The sequence below is a fragment of the Virgibacillus sp. FSP13 genome (assembly GCF_054048505.1).
The window spans coordinates 395,324-416,218 of the sequence record NZ_JBSVKG010000001.1 but is presented as its reverse complement, the minus strand read 5'-3'; the positions used below and the strand labels follow the sequence as shown (position 1 = coordinate 416,218).

Annotated in this window: 21 protein-coding genes; 2 read left to right on the top strand and 19 right to left on the bottom strand. The window is 40.5% G+C overall.

Translation table 11 applies throughout. The features are described 5' to 3' along the window. Position 1: 1 nt before the first annotated feature. From ACW2QC_RS01785 to ACW2QC_RS01730, 12 genes are all read right to left on the bottom strand, one after another. A complete protein-coding gene (locus tag ACW2QC_RS01785) occupies positions 2-799 on the bottom strand; it encodes a CDP-alcohol phosphatidyltransferase family protein (protein ID WP_457542255.1) in 798 nt (265 codons plus the stop codon). Continuing rightward, on the bottom strand, positions 789-2,060 hold the full coding sequence (locus tag ACW2QC_RS01780; protein WP_457542254.1) for an oligosaccharide flippase family protein: 1,272 nt from the start codon (positions 2,058-2,060) through the stop codon (positions 789-791). The genes ACW2QC_RS01785 and ACW2QC_RS01780 overlap by 11 nt, the downstream gene beginning before the upstream one ends. Before the next feature lie 69 nt (positions 2,061-2,129). Beyond that, positions 2,130-2,969: a hypothetical protein gene (locus tag ACW2QC_RS01775; protein WP_457542253.1), complete on the bottom strand. Its 840-nt coding sequence runs from the start codon at positions 2,967-2,969 to the stop codon at positions 2,130-2,132. Between the two features lie 15 nt (positions 2,970-2,984). Continuing rightward, positions 2,985-3,665 carry a CpsD/CapB family tyrosine-protein kinase gene (locus ACW2QC_RS01770; protein ID WP_457542252.1) on the bottom strand — a complete coding sequence of 227 codons (681 nt, stop codon included), beginning with the start codon at positions 3,663-3,665 and terminating at the stop codon, positions 2,985-2,987. Continuing rightward, positions 3,652-4,398 (bottom strand): YveK family protein, encoded by a 747-nt coding sequence (locus tag ACW2QC_RS01765; protein WP_457542251.1) that lies wholly within the window; start codon positions 4,396-4,398, stop codon positions 3,652-3,654. The genes ACW2QC_RS01770 and ACW2QC_RS01765 overlap by 14 nt, the downstream gene beginning before the upstream one ends. Next, positions 4,395-5,726: an O-antigen ligase family protein gene (locus ACW2QC_RS01760; protein WP_457542250.1), complete on the bottom strand. Its 1,332-nt coding sequence runs from the start codon at positions 5,724-5,726 to the stop codon at positions 4,395-4,397. Before ACW2QC_RS01760 ends, ACW2QC_RS01765 begins: the two co-directional genes overlap by 4 nt. Then, complete coding sequence (locus tag ACW2QC_RS01755; protein WP_457542249.1) at positions 5,671-6,684, bottom strand: polysaccharide deacetylase family protein; 1,014 nt, start codon at positions 6,682-6,684, stop codon at positions 5,671-5,673. The genes ACW2QC_RS01760 and ACW2QC_RS01755 overlap by 56 nt, the downstream gene beginning before the upstream one ends. A 22-nt stretch (positions 6,685-6,706) precedes the next feature. Continuing rightward, positions 6,707-7,885, bottom strand: a complete 1,179-nt coding sequence (locus ACW2QC_RS01750) for a glycosyltransferase family 4 protein (protein ID WP_457542248.1) — start codon at positions 7,883-7,885, stop codon at positions 6,707-6,709. Between the two features lie 106 nt (positions 7,886-7,991). Next, the gene (locus ACW2QC_RS01745) at positions 7,992-8,573 is read right to left on the bottom strand and encodes a sugar transferase (protein WP_457542282.1); all 582 of its coding nucleotides are present in this window, start codon (positions 8,571-8,573) and stop codon (positions 7,992-7,994) included. Positions 8,574-9,276: 703 nt separating this feature from the next. After that, positions 9,277-10,587 (bottom strand): 2-hydroxycarboxylate transporter family protein, encoded by a 1,311-nt coding sequence (locus tag ACW2QC_RS01740; protein WP_457542247.1) that lies wholly within the window; start codon positions 10,585-10,587, stop codon positions 9,277-9,279. 13 nt (positions 10,588-10,600) lie between these two features. After that, positions 10,601-11,464: an HpcH/HpaI aldolase/citrate lyase family protein gene (locus tag ACW2QC_RS01735; RefSeq protein WP_457542246.1), complete on the bottom strand. Its 864-nt coding sequence runs from the start codon at positions 11,462-11,464 to the stop codon at positions 10,601-10,603. A 13-nt stretch (positions 11,465-11,477) separates the two neighbouring features. Then, positions 11,478-12,656, bottom strand: a complete 1,179-nt coding sequence (locus tag ACW2QC_RS01730) for a CaiB/BaiF CoA transferase family protein (protein ID WP_457542245.1) — start codon at positions 12,654-12,656, stop codon at positions 11,478-11,480. 288 nt (positions 12,657-12,944) lie between these two features. Between ACW2QC_RS01730 and ACW2QC_RS01725 the strand changes: the two genes are divergently transcribed. Continuing rightward, positions 12,945-13,580 (top strand): GntR family transcriptional regulator, encoded by a 636-nt coding sequence (locus tag ACW2QC_RS01725; RefSeq protein ID WP_457542244.1) that lies wholly within the window; start codon positions 12,945-12,947, stop codon positions 13,578-13,580. Here ACW2QC_RS01725 and ACW2QC_RS01720 read toward each other — a convergent pair whose 3' ends face one another. From ACW2QC_RS01720 to ACW2QC_RS01690, 7 genes are all read right to left on the bottom strand, one after another. Next, positions 13,581-14,504, bottom strand: coding sequence for an AEC family transporter (locus ACW2QC_RS01720; protein WP_457542243.1), 924 nt, complete (start codon positions 14,502-14,504; stop codon positions 13,581-13,583). It lies immediately after the preceding gene. Between the two features lie 792 nt (positions 14,505-15,296). Continuing rightward, positions 15,297-15,404, bottom strand: a complete 108-nt coding sequence (locus ACW2QC_RS01715; protein ID WP_457542242.1) for a YjcZ family sporulation protein — start codon at positions 15,402-15,404, stop codon at positions 15,297-15,299. A gap of 566 nt (positions 15,405-15,970) precedes the next feature. Further along, positions 15,971-16,300, bottom strand: coding sequence for a magnesium chelatase subunit ChlI family protein (locus tag ACW2QC_RS01710; RefSeq protein ID WP_457542281.1), 330 nt, complete (start codon positions 16,298-16,300; stop codon positions 15,971-15,973). 104 nt (positions 16,301-16,404) lie between these two features. Beyond that, positions 16,405-16,677: a response regulator transcription factor gene (locus tag ACW2QC_RS01705; RefSeq protein ID WP_457542280.1), complete on the bottom strand. Its 273-nt coding sequence runs from the start codon at positions 16,675-16,677 to the stop codon at positions 16,405-16,407. Positions 16,678-16,714: 37 nt separating this feature from the next. Next, on the bottom strand, positions 16,715-16,888 hold the full coding sequence (locus ACW2QC_RS01700) for a hypothetical protein (RefSeq protein WP_457542241.1): 174 nt from the start codon (positions 16,886-16,888) through the stop codon (positions 16,715-16,717). 48 nt (positions 16,889-16,936) lie between these two features. Next, on the bottom strand, positions 16,937-17,677 hold the full coding sequence (locus ACW2QC_RS01695; RefSeq protein ID WP_457542240.1) for a response regulator: 741 nt from the start codon (positions 17,675-17,677) through the stop codon (positions 16,937-16,939). Positions 17,678-17,909: 232 nt separating this feature from the next. Next, complete coding sequence (locus ACW2QC_RS01690; RefSeq protein WP_457542239.1) at positions 17,910-18,677, bottom strand: tyrosine-protein phosphatase; 768 nt, start codon at positions 18,675-18,677, stop codon at positions 17,910-17,912. Between the two features lie 678 nt (positions 18,678-19,355). On the opposite strand from ACW2QC_RS01690, the gene ACW2QC_RS01685 reads away from it, so the two are divergent. Then, positions 19,356-20,465, top strand: coding sequence for a LysM peptidoglycan-binding domain-containing protein (locus ACW2QC_RS01685; protein WP_457542238.1), 1,110 nt, complete (start codon positions 19,356-19,358; stop codon positions 20,463-20,465). Positions 20,466-20,895 lie beyond the last annotated feature (430 nt).

The following is a 20,895-nucleotide window of genomic DNA, read 5'->3' as shown; positions in this document are numbered from 1 at the left end:
ATCACCGCCCATCTGTTTTCGATAACCTTTCCAGTACTTCATGAAGATTGCTTTCCCATCTGTTCAGGTTCGACCTCACATACACCATCCCTACAATATCCACCAAAGCGAAAAGACCCGTAACATAAAATTGTTTATCAAATAAAAGCAGATCAAGCAGTACCACGAAATAATAGGAATCATTGGAGAGAATTGTTTTGATGATCTTTCTTATCTTTGAAGCTTTTTCCGGTTTTCGAGCAACCTTTCTAGTGAATTGATGTGTTGCATAATGGTAGTTTTTTGTTGTATGTAAAACAGCCTGCCGAATAAATAATGCCTCCACATCCTTCTGTGAAACATCTAATGGGGACAGTTCACTAAGAATGGCGACAATGATAAACATGATGAGATAGATCATTTGATTACTACTTGCAAAAAGGGCAAAAGCCAGCACCATAAAGAACATCGGATGGGAAATGTTGTGCACTAATCTGTCCAAATATACCCCTTTAATGGAAGAGGTCCCTTTTATCCTTGCAATATTGCCATCAACGGTGTCTAGTACAAGGGTGATAAATGAGATACAAAAAGATATCAACAGAACGCATATATTCTCGAAAACAATAGCGTAATACAATATGCCAGCTACAAGCATGTTCAAGGGAAACATACTCAGTGTTACCGCATTTGCCGAAACAGAGGGGAATATCCTGATAATGAACCAGGTTAGCAGTACACCGGTTTTTCGTTTGATAACCGTATAATAGCTTGTGGCTTCATCTTTTTTCGCGCATTGCTTCACTGTTTCAAAATCCACTGATCCTTTCTCCCCCTTCCATGTTGGCAGCATGGATGTTTCTTTTTAAAATAAATACCAGTACAAATATCAGACCGAATAACTTCGCCGCTGAGGAAAATATTAGCGCATATGCCGCACCAAGTAGACCATATTCAGGAATAAATAAAAAGCATCCGATTAGGCTAGCAACCACACGTACACCTGCAAGATATGGCTGAAATCTAAAAAATCTCGTTGCCATAATGCCTGTATCTAAAAATGAGGCCGGATAACTAATAATTCCGGATACCATGATGACAATAAATAACTTGGAATACACCGCATAACCAGGTGTGTAGATGATCGACAATAGAAATTTGCCAAAGAGAGATACCACTAAAAAACCGGTGAACCCGATCAGTAATCCCAAAGCCATTAACATCGACAATAATTTTAGATAGCCTTTAATATTATTGTCGGCGTATAATGTAGCAAGCATTGGGGCGGTTGGCTGTCTTAATGAATTGGACATTCGACTCCCGGCAAAATAGATATAAAGGATGGCAGCGAAATATCCGAGTTCTTCTTTCCCTAGGTAATACTCCACTAGATAGCTTGGAATATTGGTATTGAAAGAAGTTAACAGGGCCATGAACCCTAATGGAATCGTTAATTGGACTAATTTCCTTATGCTTGGAGGATGAAAAAGTGGTTGGATGGCTGCATATTGTTTTGCCAGCTTGCAGTCCAAAAACAACAGAATCAAGGTCCATACCATGAGTTGCCCCATAATAGCCATCATCAAATTATTCGTAACATATAGCATAACGGCAAAGACCAGTACCGTTAAAATCCCCTTGCTGCTATTGGATATAGTAATGAGGTCCATTCGCTCATGCTTTTGCAATAACCCGTGATAGATATCACTAACCGATTCAGGTAATTTAGTCATACCGATCAATATGATGATGATTGCCGCATTGACACCATAGCCGAGCACCAAGACAGCGACAATCATAATAGCGAAAGAGAGTCCGACCGATAGTATTCTTGTACCTGCATAATGGGCAAACCCGAAGCTTGATTTCGCATCAGTGACGAGCGCCATTCGTAACTCCATATCTGTCAGCATGATAATCGGGGCCGTAACCGCTAAACCGAGGGCAAATAAACCGACCATTTCCGGGTTACCAAGCTTAGCGATAATAATTAAAAGTAGCCATTGGGTAAATGAATAAATGACACTTCCAGCCAACGTCCAGGACATGTTCATTTTCAGTGATAATCGCTTTACCGCCACATCGCTCGCCCCATTTGCTCCAAAATAGATACACTCCTCTCACAAAAAACGCTTCGCCAATAAGATGACTTACATATTTTCAAGCGTATAGCGGTTGGCAAGTTGCTTCGCTCGTAAAAATTCCGGCCGTTTACGCATTTTTAGCCAAAATACGAACACAACCATTTTACCAAGCATCGTAAGTGGAGTAATTTTTTTATCCACGTCTACAACCTGACCACCAAATTCCTTTTTAAACCGATTGATGGAATGCTCTGCTCCTTCCTGTTCATCCAAAAATAACCCGCCAAAGTCAAACCAGCTAAAGCCCATCTTTTTGAAGCTCAGTATATCCTGCCAGTGGAGAAAGCGGTTTGCTCTACCAATTTTGTTTCGCTCCGCATTGTTTTCAAATCTAGCAGAAGCGGAATGAAGCAACGAACAGTAGGCAGCTGTTTTTACATAGGCATGGTAGCAAAGGGGATTGCCAGCTTCATCCGTTATGTAGGAAAGGATAAGCGCACCCTTGTCCCTTAGCGATTGTAACCTCCCAAAATTCCCCTTTGGTATTTGTTTAAGTTTCGCAAATCGATCAAAAAATTGGATAAACGCGTGAATTTCCTTATCAGACGGGGAAATCAACTCATGATAGTTAATCGCGTCTCTTTTCTTTGCCCGGTTAATTTTATACCTGGCATTTTTATGAATATCCGCGAATAATTCTTCCTCGGATCGTTGTAAATCAATGACTAACGTTTTCCCGTAGCTCAGCAATACACGTTTTTGTGGTGGTAGCTTCTGATGTCTATTGGCTGAAAACAGTACGTTAGAAGAAATAATAATATCTACGCTCTTTTCCGGATTCCATTTGGTAGAACCATAGATATCCATCATGTTGATAAACCAGCGCTTGTATCGAACTTTGATCACGTGAACACTCCTTTCCTAGTGATAATAATACAAGTCTTTATGCGTCTTCTTCCCGTTGAGAACGGCACCTAATAGATTGGCACCGGAAAAACAAAGCTGTTCCTTCGCCTTCATCACATCTTTCCGTTCACTTTTTTTCGCGCGGACAACAAGTAACACACCATCACACTGATTTGCGATCAACGTTGCATCTGTGACAGCTAAAACGGGCGGCGTGTCAAAGATTACCATGTCATACTGTTTTTTTGCCATTTCGATAAACTCACTCATTTGTTCAGAACCGAGTAATTCAGGTGGATTGGGAGGAATTATCCCACTTGGAAGCACGTTCAGATTACGATGAAAAATGGCAGGGATTGCGTCCGCCTCCAAGCTCTTTTGCTCGATTAAATAATTACTTAAGCCATCATTGTTCGCTAACTCGAAAACAGAATGAATGCTCGGCTTTCGTAAATCCGCATCCACCAGCAGTACCTTTTTTCCCTCCTGACTAAACACGACAGCAAGGTTCGCTGCTGCCATCGTTTTCCCATCACTTGGGTTTGGGGACGTAATGACAAGGCTATTTAGTTCCCTGCGATCCGTCGCGAACTTTAAATTTGACCGAAGACTGCGAAACTGTTCCAAAACGGGATTGTATTGCCTACCTATCCTAACCAGATTGCCTCTTCCTGCCTTTTTCTTAGAATGTTTCAATGTCTTCCCCCTCCTTCTCCACAACAGACGTGGATTTTCTGCGCGTACTAGATTGCTGTTTTTCTATTTTTGTTATCACACCTAACACGGTTATCCCCAATTCTTCCAAATCACTTACGGCCTTCACTTTTGTATTCATAAACTCGAATAAGAATGTGAGTCCAATGCTCGTTACAATTCCAATCAAACCCGCAATCAGCATATTTAAAATGGGCCTTGGATGAATTGGCTCCATAGACAAATCCGGGTCCGCTTGCGATAATACAAACACATTTTTAATCTGCATGATCGTCATAATTTCTTCCCTGAACGCTTCCACCACCAGATTGGCTATTTTCGCGGCGACCTCAGGTGTCTCTCCAATAGCCGACACTGTAACGACCTGCGAGTTTTCCCCACTGCTTACTTCTATTTGTTTTCGGAATTCATCCAGCGAAACCTGTGTATCCAGCTTCTCCATAACCTGTGATAGAATAATTGGATTTTCGATAATCTCACTATACGTATTAATTAATCCCAAATTCGTCTCAATCTCATTGATGCCGAACTGAACCGCTTCATTTGGCTGTTGCGTGACGACAAATTGCGAGGATGATTGGTATACCGGGTTCAACAAATAATAACTGATCATTGCCGCTATCCCTACAAACCCACCTGTACAAAGAAAAATGAAGACAAGGCGCTTTTTAATTATCTGTACGATTTCCTTGTGCGGGGCGGTAGTATTGTTCATTTATTCACCTCCAACTTATGAGTATCTCCCGGTTCTAATTGGACCAGCACATAGGCGATCACTAGAAAAAGCCAGATGAACCGGATATTTTCGATATTGATGGATATGCCCTGAATAGCGATTGCCAACAAGCCAATTAATATATAAAAGTATTTTTTCGCCCCCGTACTTACCAAGCCCAGCACCAGTTTTCCAACAAGGTGCACAGGAAACCAGATAAACGAAACAAATCCGAATATCCCTGTCTCCGCTAAAAAGGATAGATACGTATTATGCGGGATATTGGGAAAAGTGAAGCCGAACATTTCCGTCGAATAGGGAATAAATTGACCAATACCGACCCCGATGAACGGATTATGCTGCCACATCTCCACAGCCGATTCCCATAAAAAGAGACGATAAGAAGTACCATCCCCCTCTGTACCAATGCTTGTCACCCGTTCCATGGCAAAACTCAACACTTCGGATGAATGATTAATCCATAAAAGAATGGCAAATAGGAGAACAGCTGAACATGAAAACAAAACCAGTTCTTTGATTCTCCCCGCGAACAGACTAAGGATGAGCACCATTCCGATGGCTAAACCAAAACTTAAAATTCCACCACGAGAAGCAGTTAAGATAAGAGCAAGGAACACAAGTAGCATAGGGAGATTAAAGATAACCCTTTTCTGCATATAAATAGATGAAAGCGCGATAACAAAAAAGGAAACGATTAGATATAAAGCCGCTAAATTGGGATCATTCAAGGTTGCCTGGGCCCGCCCTTGTAGGGATAGCCAATTATCGATTCCCAGCTGAAATAGAATCATACTGAGCATGCAAAGGAGTGCGATCATGAATGCAGCACGCTTCCACCAGCGAAAAAGGAATAGGACGATTTCATCCCGGTATTTTTCGATAAAAATTAGCAAAATGACCACATACATAAAGTTAACCGATAGCTTTAAAATAGCGGCTATACCATAGGGAAGGTCGACATACATATTCGTTATATAATTCGCCATGCTTACAATGCAGGCATAGATCAGAAGGAGAAAATAAAGGATAATCAGCCAATATTTTTGTAGAACGATCATCAGTAGATTTCTATTTTCCCTTTGTGTCATAACCCAAAACAAGATGATAAAGATGACAAGATCACTGACGGAAGCATTTAACTGGATGATAAGTTTTAGATGGAACATAATGGGCAGGCAAAACACCATCAGCCCGATGAACAAGAAGTCAATCCATTTTGTTGATAGTCCGCGCATGTGCAACACCACATTTTTACCCGTATTTTTGTCGGTCTTTTTCCCCCGCAATTGGCTCCACCACTTTTTCACTTGCCTCCTGCATTGTTACACTTTCCATTCCATATTGTTTTCGAAGTTGATGAAAATGTGTAATAATCCTATCCAACATCTGTAGATTTTCTTTCTGATGAACTCCAAAATTATGCGGGTGCCACCAGAGATGATAGAGCTTACCTTCCTTTGCGGCTTTGGTCATTGCCTTCTTGATTCGTCTTAGTTTAAGTGATTCAAATGCACGTAAACTTGGCGTATATGGCCGTAAAAATCTGCTGGAAGGAATGTTCATAAGCGATTCCTGTTCATCACGGGGATCCAATGAATAAATATGGTGACCGGTGATATTGATGTAACTATCCAGTAATCGGAGCAACCGCTTCACCTTCCCGTCCCCATCCGGGTTCACCTGGTATAGCCAATGGGATTCACAGCCCCTGTATGCATGAATTCCATTGGTTTTACAAATAGGCAAGTAGTCCAGCGCGATTTGGTTACGGGGGAAAATAATCGACTGGATCGATATATCGTGCTGGTGTGCTACTGCTACCGCTGTTTGTAAATCTGCCGCAAACGCTTCTTGATCTTGCCCCGCGTCTAGGCAATAATAATGACTAAATGTATGTGTCGCTACTTCCTGGTTGGGAAATTCCTTAATCTGCTCCACTAAAGAAGCACCAAAATGGATAGGATCCGCTGCTTCATTTACACCGATAGATTTAATCTGGTGGTATGCCGATAAATTCGGGTTCGCATACTGTGGTTGAACATCAGGGATCATCCTCCACAGTTCCTGTTTATTGGAAAAAAATAAGAAGCCGACAATCCCCCATGTTGCGTGAATATCCTGATGCTGAAATTTATGCAACAGCAATGGAACAATCTCCCGTGCACCAAGTAAATTGTCTTTATACCTATTTTCCCGGAAGACATCGAACATTCCCCAATTCAATTCAAAATCAAGCGAAATAATAAATTGACCCGCATTATTCATATCCCATCACCAACATTCGCTATCATTGACTTCGCTCCATCACGCCCATTTCTTCCCCCTTCACGAGATCGCTTTTTGCTGCATTGATGCCTTGATACACCTTTTTGGTTTGCTTAAGAATGAGCTGCACATCATATTTCATGACCACTTCCCTTCTTCCATTTCTCCCCATTTCTCGGCATAGCTTCTCATCTTCAAGTAGCGTATGGAGTGCGTGCATAAGTTTCTTAGGGCTTTTTACCGGGACGATAAATCCATTTCTTCCATCTTCTACAAGTTCTCTATTTCCCCTGATATCTGTAACAATGATTGGCATCTGCATCGCCTTCATTTCCATTAACGATTTCGGTAATCCTTCTCGTAAAGACACTAATAAACCAATATCCGTCACACTCAAAATATCGCGAATATCTTCCCGAAAACCTAGACAGCGAACATAAGCGCCTAACTCCCTGTCCTTTAGCTCCCGTTTTATCTCATCTGACAATACACCATCCCCAACAAGTAAAATCACGAAATCCTTGTATACTTCCTTTAATTGTTCCGTTGCCTGCACGACATCAATCTGCCTTTTGTTTTCATTAAATTCCGCAATATGGGTGATTACCTTGTGATTTTTCGGGATGCCCAACATTTCCTTTCGCTGCGCTGTTTCTGCCTCCGTAGAATAATCTTTGTTAAAATACGCACTATCCACTCCAATACCATGGATATGGTGGATCTTGTCGAGACTCATAAATTCCGTCGCCTTTTGGTAATCCTCCTCATTCATGACAATTAGTTGATCTGTCTTTCTCGCCGCTATTTTTTCAGCAAAATAAAAGAGTCGATTTGTTAACGTGGAGCCATTTTCATTAAAATGAAAGCCATGTGCAGTGTAGATCATTTTCTGGCGTTTGGGAGCTGCCAGTCTGGTGATAAATGCCGCAATCGGTGTATGAACGTGAACGAAATCAAACTTTTCCTGGAGCATCAATTTCCTGATTTTGCGAAATGCACGTATATTTAAGGGACTACGAATCGAACGTGAGAAAGGGATATGCCGAAAATCTACAGCCGGATGCCTTTCCTCCAACTGTGATTGATTCGCAAGTGATGTTGCTACAGAAACTTGATACCCCATTCCCCGCAGTAAATCGATATGTGGGAGTAAAAATAAGGATACCTGCCTATCTAATGTAGTAACGATCAGACACTTCATTTAATCACCCCCGTTTATTTTATGTTTGCTTTCTTAATAAAGAACAATTGAACAAAATAATATTGTCAATAAAGAACACTCCATGCTAATAAAAGAACCACTTTTTCTATCTGGCTCCATCTCCTGATAATACAATTTTTATTGTTTTGAGTAGTATTCTTATATCCGTGTTCAATCCCTGATTCTCAATATAATGCAAATCAAATTTCAGTTTTTCCTTTGGTGTGTGCCAATATCCGCCATTAACTTGCGCTATACCCGTCAATCCCGGTTTCACCCGTAACCTGCTTACAAACCCCGGACAACTCTCTTCAAACTGTGCTGTAAACGTCGGCCTCTCCGGACGGGGACCTACAAAAGACATTTCTCCTTTTAAAATATTGATGATTTGCGGCAGCTCGTCGATCCGGGTTCTTCTCATCCATTTTCCCGCATTCGTCACCCGTGGATCATTTTCTAATGCCCATCTTTCCCCATACTTCTCGGCATCAACATACATCGACCGTAACTTATATATCTTAAAATACCTTCCACCCAATCCCACCCTTTCCTGGCAATAAAATATAGGACCAGGTGTTTCCAGTTTAATGAATAACGCACATACCGCTATGATACACATGGCAAACGGCAAACATAAAATCGCGAGAACAATATCCATCATTCTCTTTCCGATCAAATACCGCTTCATCTGTCCATGGTTCACATCTCTCAACCTTATTTCAGTACCATATTCCTCATAAAAATTTGCTCTGCTCGGCTTAGCCTGCAAGTTATCACTTCCTATCCTATACTGACCTTACTACAGACACTTTTGTTCCCAATAAAGAACAAAAGAGGATATAAAAAGACAACTTTTATTTAGATATATTATATACAGTAGAGCTAACATTCATGTCAGAAAAGTTGTTATTTTTATTAAATATTCTAATTATTTTGTAGGATATTTTTATATTAAACCAGTTATAACTGATTAATGCAAGTAGGTAAATTAGGGTGGGAGGGGGACAAAGTTGCGGTTCTTTTGTCATGTGAGGCCGTTTTTCATATCTATTGCGGTGATTCATTTTGCAATGGATGCATTAGCTCTCTCGAATTCTGATAAAATGACACTGCGATAGTTAAATGATGGCACTTTGTTGTCTGCATTGTGGGATATACGATCTTAATAGTTTAGGTCAACATTATGCATGACAATCAACCAGCCTGACAATATTCAGTTGCTACTTTAGTTTTTCTTACTTCCTTTCGACTCTATTACCATTCGACAAAATCCGGGAAGTGACAGGCACCGAAGCAAAAGCTTGGATAAAAAAGAGACATTCCAATCTAGAATGTCTCTTTCTTCCACCTTATTTCACCCAACAGGACGTGGGACTCTGCCCCGAGTTCCGCTATAACAACGGTACAATCAACCCGGCAATCAGCAGAATCAGTGCTCCTCCTAAACGGGATGATATTTGAGCAAATGGCATCAATTCCATCCGTTTCGATGCGGATAATACAGCCACATCTCCGGTACCTCCCATGTTGGCCATGCATAATCCTGCAGTAATCGCTGCTTCAATGGGATGAAAGCCAACGAGTTTCCCAACTACACCAGCACCAATTACTGCACCTAGTACAACACTTACAACAAGAAGGACATATTCTAACGTTAAAGCATGAATGACAGAATCCAAGTCGGTGTACGCCACTCCAATACCAATTAACAATGCAAGTGTCCAGTTTTTAGCAACGAATTGATACCACTGGCTTGCCCCGTTTTCAACGATTTCTGGTAACCAGCCAGCAAGTTTGAATATGGCTACTACGATAATCATCAATGCGTATGGATGTAAAGGGATAAAATTTCCAAGGATTTGCCCAATCACATAGAACATTAAAGCTGCAACTACCCCTACTCCCATCTCGCCAATATTATACTTTAATTTTTTTGTCTCTACATGAAAACCAGCCATTAATTGACCATTCCCTGTTAATTTAGGGAACTTTCCACCTAACTTATTTAGTAATCCGGCAAAAATAATTGCTAAAACGTTACCAAGTGCCAAAGCCGGAACCAATATTGAAATATAATAAGCAGGATCATGGCCTAAAATCTCCGAATATACTTGGGACATCGGTACAGCTCCTGCTCCCATTCCTCCACCCATGATAGGCATGGCAATAACAAGTATCGCATCTTTGAAACCATAACCTATTACTAATCCGGTAAATCCTGCTAATAACATGGATACAGTTACTGCAGCAAGTAAAGGCAAAGCAAATTTTGCACCCGCTTGTTTTAATGTTTTCGAATTCATCCCTAGGATACTACCCGTTATGAGAGCAGCAATATAGAAGTTCAGAAATCCTCCTGACTTCATAAAATCAGTAATAAGGGTAACGGTATGATCTGGCATTAGATTAGAATATACCATGAAAGCGGAACCAAATATAGCCAGAATTGCACCACCACCTAAATAACTTTTTATAATAGGCGTATGATCACCAATCCAGCCAAATAATTCACCTAATACCATCGTTATTAATAGCCCGCCAATCATTCCTGCTGGCAGATTATCCGTGTACATCGCAACCAATGCTAAAACCGTTATAACAGCAAACCAAACAATTGGTATATTAAAAATACTCACCCGACTCCAGGATGACTTCGGTTTTGTGTCATATTCTTCAACAGGTTGAACTTGTTGTTTTCCCATCTCAACTTACCTCCTAGTTTTTCAATTTTATGGATTCATAATCATGAAGTATTCTTTGGGCCTTTTCAATAATAGGCTTATCGATCATTTTACCGTCTAATTGAAAGGATCCTTTTTCTGCAGTAGATTGTGAAATTATTTTTTTTGCAAAATCGACTTCCTCTGCGGTTGGTGCAAATGTCGTATTAGCAATCTCAATCTGGGCGGGATGAATTAATAACTTTCCTCCAAATCCTAGCGACTTGGCAAATGCACAGTTGTTGCTGAACCCATCTATATTTTTAAAGTCCGTGTAGACCGTATCGATTGGCTGCCCGATATGTGCGCAACGAGAAGATAAAATAATTTCAGAACGGGCGTAAAGTAATTCTTTCTCTTCTATGGTTACTTCTGCCCCGATATCATTGGTAAAGTCCACTCCCCCGAATGCCAACCTTGTTATACGCTGGTCAGCAGTGGCAATTTCATAGGCCCTTTTCACCCCTAATGCGCTTTCAATTAAAGGAATAATATAGAGATCAGCAGCTTTATCACTCTGTCGTTCAGCGGTCTTAAGATACCGAGAAAGTGTTTTGATATCGTTTTCTGAAGAGGCTTTTGGCAACATGACCCCTTTTAACGATTCAGCATTACTTACCCGCTTTAGCAAATCCATATCTTCCTGGAATTCATCAGTCTCGATACTATTCACCCGAATGAAAACCGGCTTCCTCCACTGATCAATATGTCTCCTAATAAGATCTCTGCCGATTGCTTTATCACCAATTGCCACTGCATCTTCCAGATCGATAAGAATAACATCTGCTTGCAATTGATTTATTTTTAATAACATCTTTTCTTTATCTGCCGGTACAAACAATAGCGACCTGTTTAGCATGATATCAGTCCTTTTATATAACCTGGGAATTCTTTAATTGCTCTATCTTATTTTCAGATATCCCTAACTCTTCTAGAATTCTAGCAGTGTGCTGACCAACTTCTGGGATAGGTGTGTTCTTAATATCTTTGTCACTTTTAGCAGCTGGCGGCAACAAGGATTTAATCTTGCCTACCGGTGTGTCCACATCTATCCATCTATTTCTAGCAGACAGCTGTTCGTGATTGGCGAATTGTTTCATCCCTTTCAATTGGGCATTGGCTATTTTATTTTCGTCCAATTCGCTCATGACTTCTTTTACACTTTTCTTTAGTAGAACCTGTTCTATTTCTTCCCTTAGACTTTCTTTATTCTCCACTCGCTTTGAATTGTTGTTATAGCGTATATCTCCCGCCAAATCAGACTTATGGAGAATATTTTCACAAAAATTGACCCATTCCCGCTCATTTTGGATGGCAAAGAAGACCGTTTCTTCACCAGCTGTTTGAAAAGGACCATACGGGAAAATCGTTGCATGCTGAGCGCCTGTGCGTTGGGGTTCCGTATCACCATACAAGGAATAATGTAACGGATATCCCATCCATTCCCCTAATGCTTCTAACATGGATATATCGAGCACCTCTCCTTTACCGGTTTTCGAGCGTTTAATAATACTGCTTAGGATACCACTATACGCGTACATCCCTGCCGCAATATCAGCTACAGAAATCCCCGCTTTAGACGGTGTTTCTTCTGTTCCTGTAATAGAGAGTAAACCTGACTCACATTGAATAAGTAAGTCGTATGCTTTCTTATTCACGTAAGGCCCATCAGATCCAAAACCAGAAATGTTACAAATAATTAATTTATCATTTATATTGTGAAGTGCTTCATTACTAAAGCCGAGTCGGTTCATTGCACCCGGAGCTAGATTTTGAATCACAATATCCGCATCTCGTACTAAATCTTTAAATATAGATTTACCTGTATCCGCTTTCAAATTAAGTGTTAGAGATTCTTTGGAACGGTTAATCCAAACAAAATGACTAGACATTCCTTTTACTGACTGATCATAGTTTCTGGCAAAATCACCAACTTCTGGTCTTTCAATTTTAATAACCCGTGCACCAAGATCAGCAAGTTGCCTAGATGCAAATGGAGCAGCTACTGCCTGTTCCAATGAAATAACTTTAATACCTTCTAGGGGCAACATTTTATTCCTCCTATTGGATTCTGTATAATGTATTTTGTATCCAAAATTAATAAGATAATTATATTTGCTATCTATTAAATTGTCAAATAGTTTATAATTTAAAGTAAGTGAACATTATCGAGGGAAACTATATTCAGTAAGGAGTTTCTTTATCCACCACTGAATGCTAGTTGAACAGAAACCTTAGCTTTAACAGGCAGTTGACCCCTACTTATAATTCTTGGTCACCCTCAAATTCATGAAGTGAGGGTTTTACTGCCAGTTAATACGGACAAAAGGAGAATGACCATGGAAAAAATTAAACGATTATCAACGAAAGAGCAAGTTCTTCATTCACTTAGAAGTTCCATTTTTAACGGAACATTACAACAAGGACAAGAAATAACGCAGGAGGAAATTGCCAGTTTGCTAGGTGTTTCACGCATGCCAGTACGCGAAGCATTTCAAGTGCTAGATAGAGAGGGGCTTATCCATATCCAAAGTAATCGCAGGGTAGTTGTGATTGGTTTAAAGGAAGAAGATGTGGAGGACCATTACAATATTCGTGCATTCTTGGAGGGAATGGCTGCGGAAAAAGCTTGTGATCATCCGGAGTTTTTTGGGGAGCTCAAAAAAATCCATGATAAGATAACCTCATCAGAAGGAGGTACCTACGTTCAATTGAATGAGGAATTTCACCGACTAATTTGGAAGGCCTCCAATAGTCCGAGGCTGTATTCGCTCCTTTCCGATTTATGGAATGGTCTTCAACCGCAATTTCCGGATTTCGTCAGCTTCCAGACTAGTAAATCGGTCAGTGAGCATGAACAACTGGTTAGCGCTATTTTAGAACAAAATAAAGCAGCTGCCCGTGAACATGCTCGAAACCATGTAATTAGAACAAAGAAAGACTTTTTAAACACGATCCATTTTCCAAAAGCGTAGTTAAAGAATTAGCCGTGCAAGATAAATGGTTCCAGTAACTGTGACCGCACTGAAGATTGTTGAAAATAACACAATTTGTGCTGCAAGCTGTGGGTGATTATTATATTCTTGAGCGATTACCGAACTATTTACCGATGTAGGCATAGCTGATGCAATTAATAATGCCTGCGCTGCAATACCGTCTAAGTTCATAAGCTTAATGATTACGACAGCGACTAATGGCCCAACTACTAACCTTAATAAAATACTAATATAAACAGATGACAGTTCCGACTTGAATTTTAGCTGCGCCACTTGCGCCCCGAGTAATATTAAGGCCATTGCGATCATTGCATCAGCTATATAGTTTGCAGGTACCCATATAAATTCCGGTAAAGAAACGTTAAACGTGTTTAAAAGAATTGCTGCGGCTAACGCATACAATATAGGCATTTTAAAGTAACCCAAAAACGCATTCCATTTTCCAATGTTAACGGACTGAAGGGTGAAAATGCCGTATGTAAAGGTTAAGATATTTTGCATCGTAAGTATAACCACTTGAATCGACATCGCCATTGGATCACCTTTGAACACCAAATCATTAACCGGCACCCCATAGTTTCCAGAGTTGAAAAAAATGACACTATTGGAGAATGTGGTAGTTTTCCCGCGATCAAATCCTTGTAATCTCGCAGCCCCTTTCGCAATCAAAAATAGAATGGCGATATACGCGATAAAAAAAAGGACGACAAATGTAAAAACCTTCACAGAAAATTGGGTACTATAAAGTTTAACAAAAATAAATCCAGGAACTAGAAAATAAATGTTCAGTTTGGCAAGTGTCTCCAGGTTAAGTCGGAACTTCTTTTGCATAAAGTATCCGATTCCCATAATAATAAACACAGGTAATAAGATGTCTTTTAGAATATGTAGCAATTCTAACATGCGCTTTCCCCCAATATTCAAATATATTAATCTAGTATAGGTTAATATATCTTGATACTGCAAAGGAATAGATTACAACAATTGAGTTTATGTCTTGCAATAAACTTGGATATCTTTGCCCCAATCCCCTATTCTAAAAGCTTTTTCGTAAGTTCTAATGCAATAAATAAACCATAACTAAGCTGGCCCAACTACAGGTTTGATTAGGTATATAAAGGCTATGAAAGGTTCAGTGCGCTAAAGAAAAACTGGCACCAGAACAAACCGAATCCACCACCGTCCGATTAAAGTGATTACCCTCTTTTGTTTTCCCCGTAATATCGATCGTAATGTTATAAACGGTATCTACCTTATCTAGGTGTATAACCCGAGACAGGTCTGCACTTCCACTAACTGAAAATTGACGAAGGGAATCTACTAGAAACGGATATGACGTAGGATGATCCAATGGGTCCGTGCCGGATGCACAATTCCCATTTAAGAATTAATATACTTACATTAGTCTATTGAAAGTGAGGAGTTAGGAGTGAACCGTTTTATGGATTACATCGAGATTCATCGTTTGTATAAGAATGGATTTTCAAAAGTGCAATTGCTTGAACACAGTGGAGGCCTGACTCATTGACCTGGTTTTCCTCAAACAACTCACAAATTAACTTTTTCACCCGTATACTTCTCCGAGTATAACAACTGCTTGATTGACTATATAAACCATATCCCTAATTTCACATAACACAATAGCAAAAGAAGCACAGGGAGCGTCCGTCCCCATGCTTCTTTCAATTACTTATATTAATATGCGCCATAACCACCTACATAAGATGTTCCCACAATAATTAGAAGAATAAATAATACAACGATTAATGCAAAACCGTTGCCATAACCGAATTCTGCACTCATTCTTAATAATCCTCCTTTCAAAAGCTACAATATTAACATATGGAAAAGACGGAATATGTGAAAGGGCGGATATCCCAAATGTCAATTACATATTCTTTATAACGTGGCGGAAATCTAACCCCATCCCCCTCCACAAACAACCGATAATTCTCCTTTTCCTGCTTCGAAAAATAAGACAATAACTTATCCGTTCTAACATGCTGGTTTTCTACATCCGTAACATAGGCTGCGTAACTGCTCCAACGATATTGTTGGGGACGGGTTACCATATTTCCCTCAACTGGATTCAAATGAATATATCTACTTACTTCCAATTGATAGTTTTTGTTTCAATCAGTTCTGCTCCGTAACGTCCTTGGAAAACATGTCCGACTAAATGATGAATTGAAGGTGTACGTGGTTTGTCATGAGGCAATATGAATGAAGATTAAATGGATAGTAAATACGAGTCTCTTCTAAGATGTCTAAATATGCACGATTATTATGAATATCGTAAAATAACAGTTTCCACGATATGTAATGTGGTACATGACACCCGATACCAAACACGAAGTTTTCTCGCCATCTTATTTCACCATGCCCCTCTGTTGTTTTCTTATTTGATAACAACTTATTGTGATAGCTTCCCAAATAGATTCGTTTGTAATCTCATCTTCTCCGCTTAGGTCAGAGATTGTTCTTGCTAAGCGTAAAATTTTCACCTGTACCCTTGTACTCCAATTGTGCTTACTTGACCATTGCCTCATCATTCTTTCTTGTTCTTCGTTTAATCTCGTATATGTTAATAGGCGACGAAACTCAATTCCATCAATGTGATTAAGGGGTGTATGATCGATTGGGTGCAAATAGATTATCTTAAAACCCTTTTTTCTAGCAGCAATAATCGCAGGGAGCATTCCATCCACGGTTTAATCGTTTTGTCACTCTCGCTCGCCGTGCCAAAGTATGGGGAGATAAATAATTACCACGCTGTCACCGATTTAAGTACTAGTTTTGTAATTTAAACGGGCTCATTCACGGTAAAAACATCATTAAAAAACGCTACCACTTCCTTCCGCCGTTTCTGCCCCACTTTGCTATAAACGTGTGTAATGTGAACCTTGACTGTTCCTTCAGCTACTAAAAGTCGATTAGCTATTTGATTATTCGTTAATCCTTGTTTCATGAGATAGGCTACCCCTAACTCACGGTTGGTCAGATGAATGTTATGCTCCTGAAGCCTTTTGATGAATATGTTCTTGTTCACCTTTTCCAAATAGATCGAACGCTCCATTAACGTTTGAACATGTTCGCTAGGAAGAAAGGCATGGTCATTCATGATGGAACAGTACTATATCTGGGTCAATTTGTTTCAGTATATCAGCCGTTCCATTGGCATGGACCAAATACCCAACCACTTTCATGTCAGTTTGACCCCAAACCGCATTCTTTATCGCTATAAAAAAATCATCATTCCCAATCAAGCAAATCCGAATCATATCCATAATCGCCTCTTCATTGATTTGAAAAATAAGGAAACTACCTTATATGTGTTACCTTACAATTGTAGTAAAGAGTTGGTCATATTTTTTAGTGAATAGATGAGGAAAAAGCCACAGGTTAGGTAGAAAATGTTTACCGTCCATGATTCCCCTTAAAAAGTCGATCGCTTCCGTGCGATTGTGGATACCTAATTTGTTGTAAATTTCACTTATGTAATTTTTCACTGTTCCTTCCCCAAGAAACAACTTTTGGGCAATGTATTTGTTCGTATGACCTTCCATAAACAGGTACGCAACATCCAATTCCCGATTCGAGAAATGCATCCCTCGGTTTTCTAGCCGCTTGGCGAGAATTTGTTTTTTGTTAAGGGTTAGTACTCTAATCCTATTGGCAAGTATCTTTGCGACTTCGCCTGACAATACAACTTGGCCCCGAGCAGCGTCTCGTATCGATCTAATTAAACTATCTGCGTACAATTCCTTTAGTAAAAAGCCATCCGCTCCAACACTAATCCCCCTAATGATCAGGTCTTCTTTGGCATGTGTTGTTAACATTACTACTTTCACATCTGGGTAGTATTCTTTTACATGTACGGTTGTCTTAATCCCATCCATATTCGGCATATGGATGTCCATCAAGATAACATCCGGTACTTCTTTTTCTATTTGTTTGATGGCTGCTTCCCCATTTTCCGCCATCCCGATTACGTGAATGTCGTCTTTCTTATCAATTATTGCTTCGACACCTTCACGAAATAATCGCTGATCCTCAACTAGCAAAACCTTTATCAAAAAACCAACTCCTTTTACGAGATAACATTTACTCCGAGAGAAGCGGTGTGTTCTCTATATACCCGCTGCTTCGTATGAAATGTTCCCATCATGACCATATCAAGCTTAATTCTATTATTCCTATTTATAATCACACAAAATAGAATATGCACCTTTATACATATCCTAATAATTGACAGCTAGAAGATAGTTGATCCTGATTGTTTTTGTACATTTTGTAGCGTCTCCCCTCTTAAAAAAAGCCTAGGAACTTTTTCTTTTTAACCGGTAATGGTTCATTTCGATTTACATTTTTCCCGTCGATGAGCAACTGGCAATTTTCCTTAAACATATTAAAAACATCATCCCCATGCCGATTGCTTAATTCCAGGTAGGCCTCTTGCATGACGAACCCGCGTGACGTTGTATTATGTGCATCTGAAGCAATAAACTGGGTCAAGTTAGCCTTGATTAATTGATGGGTTAACTTTTGAATATTTTTCCCGAACTTCCCACAAACACTAGCCGCAGTCACCTGTGAAAGGGCACCATTACGCACAAATTCATACAGAATGGATGGATACTCGGAAATTTCCTGATTCCGCTCCGGATGCACAATAACCGGGATATATCCAGCCACCTGAATATCAAACAACACCTGCTTTGCGTAACGCGGTACATGATTCGATGGAAATTCGACAAAAAGATAGGACGTGTCTTGATTAAGTGCCAGCAATTCGCCATATTCCAAACCGGTGACCATCTCCCCGTAGAGCCGGGTTTCCTGCCCAGGTAAAATCGTCAACGGAATAGCCTCCGTCCGCAAATGATCATTTAGCTCACTCACGTACTGTAAAATATGCTGCTTTTCATTGTTGTATCGACCATTTCGGTGGTGTGGTGTCGCTATAATTGTATGAATGCCTTGTTCAACAGCAGCCCGCGCCATTGCCATGCTTTCTGTCAATGTTTTCGCACCGTCATCAATATCTGGTAAAATATGACAATGAATATCAATCATCTCATGCACCCCTAATAGATTCATATTTTCACTATCTCTAGCTGCGCTTATTGAGTATTTATACCTATATATTATATTGTAACAGTTATAAAGTATACATTGTTGTAAAATATGGTCATATAAAAGTAATTTTTTGGAAATATATTTGGTGTTGAATTCGGGACGGATGGCGAAATAAAACGCCCATCCTGTAAAGAAGAGGAGTTTCCATTTACGTATCGTCATATGCCACAGCTGGTGGGACATGGGGACAGGTTTCTTGTCCCGGGTGCAGGTGGTGCGTGGAGTGAGGCTGGGTGCGGGGTTCCTGGCTTGGCGGGTGTGGGACGTGGGGGCAGGTTTCTTGTCCCGGTTGGATAGCCCCACCCAAAAATCCAATAAAATCGGTTATCCATTCTATTTTCAATTGAAACGGAACTGTTTGTACCGATTTTTGCTCGTTTTCGTCCATGTTTGGTTTAAGTATGGTTAAGTAATTGTGACTGAGAGACAAAAGGAACATGTTGAGATATGGAAGTTTTGCTGGGACACGGATCCCGTCCCCATGTCCCACCTACACGTCCAAGGTTGTATATTACAATATGGTTACAAATGTGAAATAAATCTATTAAATTTTTAGACTTCCGTGGTATAATTATGTCACTTTATAGGATTTTCAAGATGAGAGGGGATAGAGAAGTGGCCAGTAAAAAAATTATGATGTCGGTAACGGCGAGTGCAGCAATTGCATCAGCAATCTTCGCGGCTGATGAAGTGGAAGCAGCATCTTACAAAGTACAGAGTGGGGACTCACTATGGGCCATTGCGCAAAAGTTCGACACAAGCGTTTCCCAATTGAAAGCGGTTAATAATCTAGAAAACGACATTATTTTTCCTAATCAAGTAATTGAAACAGAAGGCGGAAAAACCCAATCTTCTACTAAGCCTACTACAACTACTAAACCATCTACAACGAAATCGAGTACATATACAGTGAAATCCGGCGACACATTGAGCGCTATCGCCTTTAAGCATAATGTTTCCATTGCGGATCTGATGAAATGGAATGATTTGGATTCAACTTTGATTTATCCTGGGAATGTGTTTGTTGTTTCTAAGGGAGCTTCATCGGGTGCTGGATCTGGATCGAGCGCTGAGGCTGGCGCAAATACAGGCGGTAATACTAGCTCCAATGGTGGGACAAGCTCTGGTGCCGAGGTTGGATCATCTACCGTCTACACCGTAAAATCCGGCGACACATTATCAGCCATCGCCTCACGTAATAGCGTGACCGTTGCAAATTTGAAAAAGTGGAACGGCCTGAAATCAGATTTAATTTACATCGGACAGAAATTGAACATTGGCGCAGCTGCCGGGAACGGAACAGTCGATAAAGATACATCCGAAAACGTCAGCTCAGGCGGTTCATCCTCAGTTGGTGTCGATAATAATGTCGATAAACTAATAAGTACAGCAAAAAGCCTAAACGGCGTAGGATATGCATGGGGCGGATCATCCCCAAGCGGCTTCGACTGCAGCGGATTCATCTATTACACGTATAATAAAGCAGGCAAAAGCATCGGCAGACAATCAAGCGAAGGATACTACAACCGCTCATTCTATGTAAACAAACCCGCAGTCGGCGATCTCGTATTCTTTGAGAACACTTATAAGAGCGGAATCTCACATCTAGGAATCTACCTAGGCAGTGGCCAATTCATTCACGCTGGATCGAATGGTGTGCAGATCTCTAGCGTAAGCAATCCATATTGGAAAAAGCATTTTGAAGGGTATAAGCGGTTCTATTGATAAAAGTTAATAAAGTGCCGGTTATGGGAGGACTCCAGTTGAGGCTGGAGTCCTTTTTTTGTGGAGTGGATTGTCTGGGTAGTGTACTATAATGAGTAACTTCGGCTTGGGTTTGGGTGGTTATGGACCGGGATGCTCTGCTTGTGGCCCGAGTTTGGGTGATTATGGACCGAGTTACTGCTCCTTTCGCCCGAGTTTAGGTGATTATGGCACGAGTTGATCTGCTTGTGGCCCGAGTTCAGGCAGTTATGGCACGAGATGCATCCGCTTCGGCACGAGGTCAGACGATTATGGACCGAGGTGATCCTCATTCGGCACGAGTTCACCCGATTATGGACCGAGTTGATCCCGCTCCGGCACGAGTTCATCCGATTATGGACCGAGTTGCTCCCGCTCCGGCCCGTATTCACCCAATTATGGCACGAGTTGA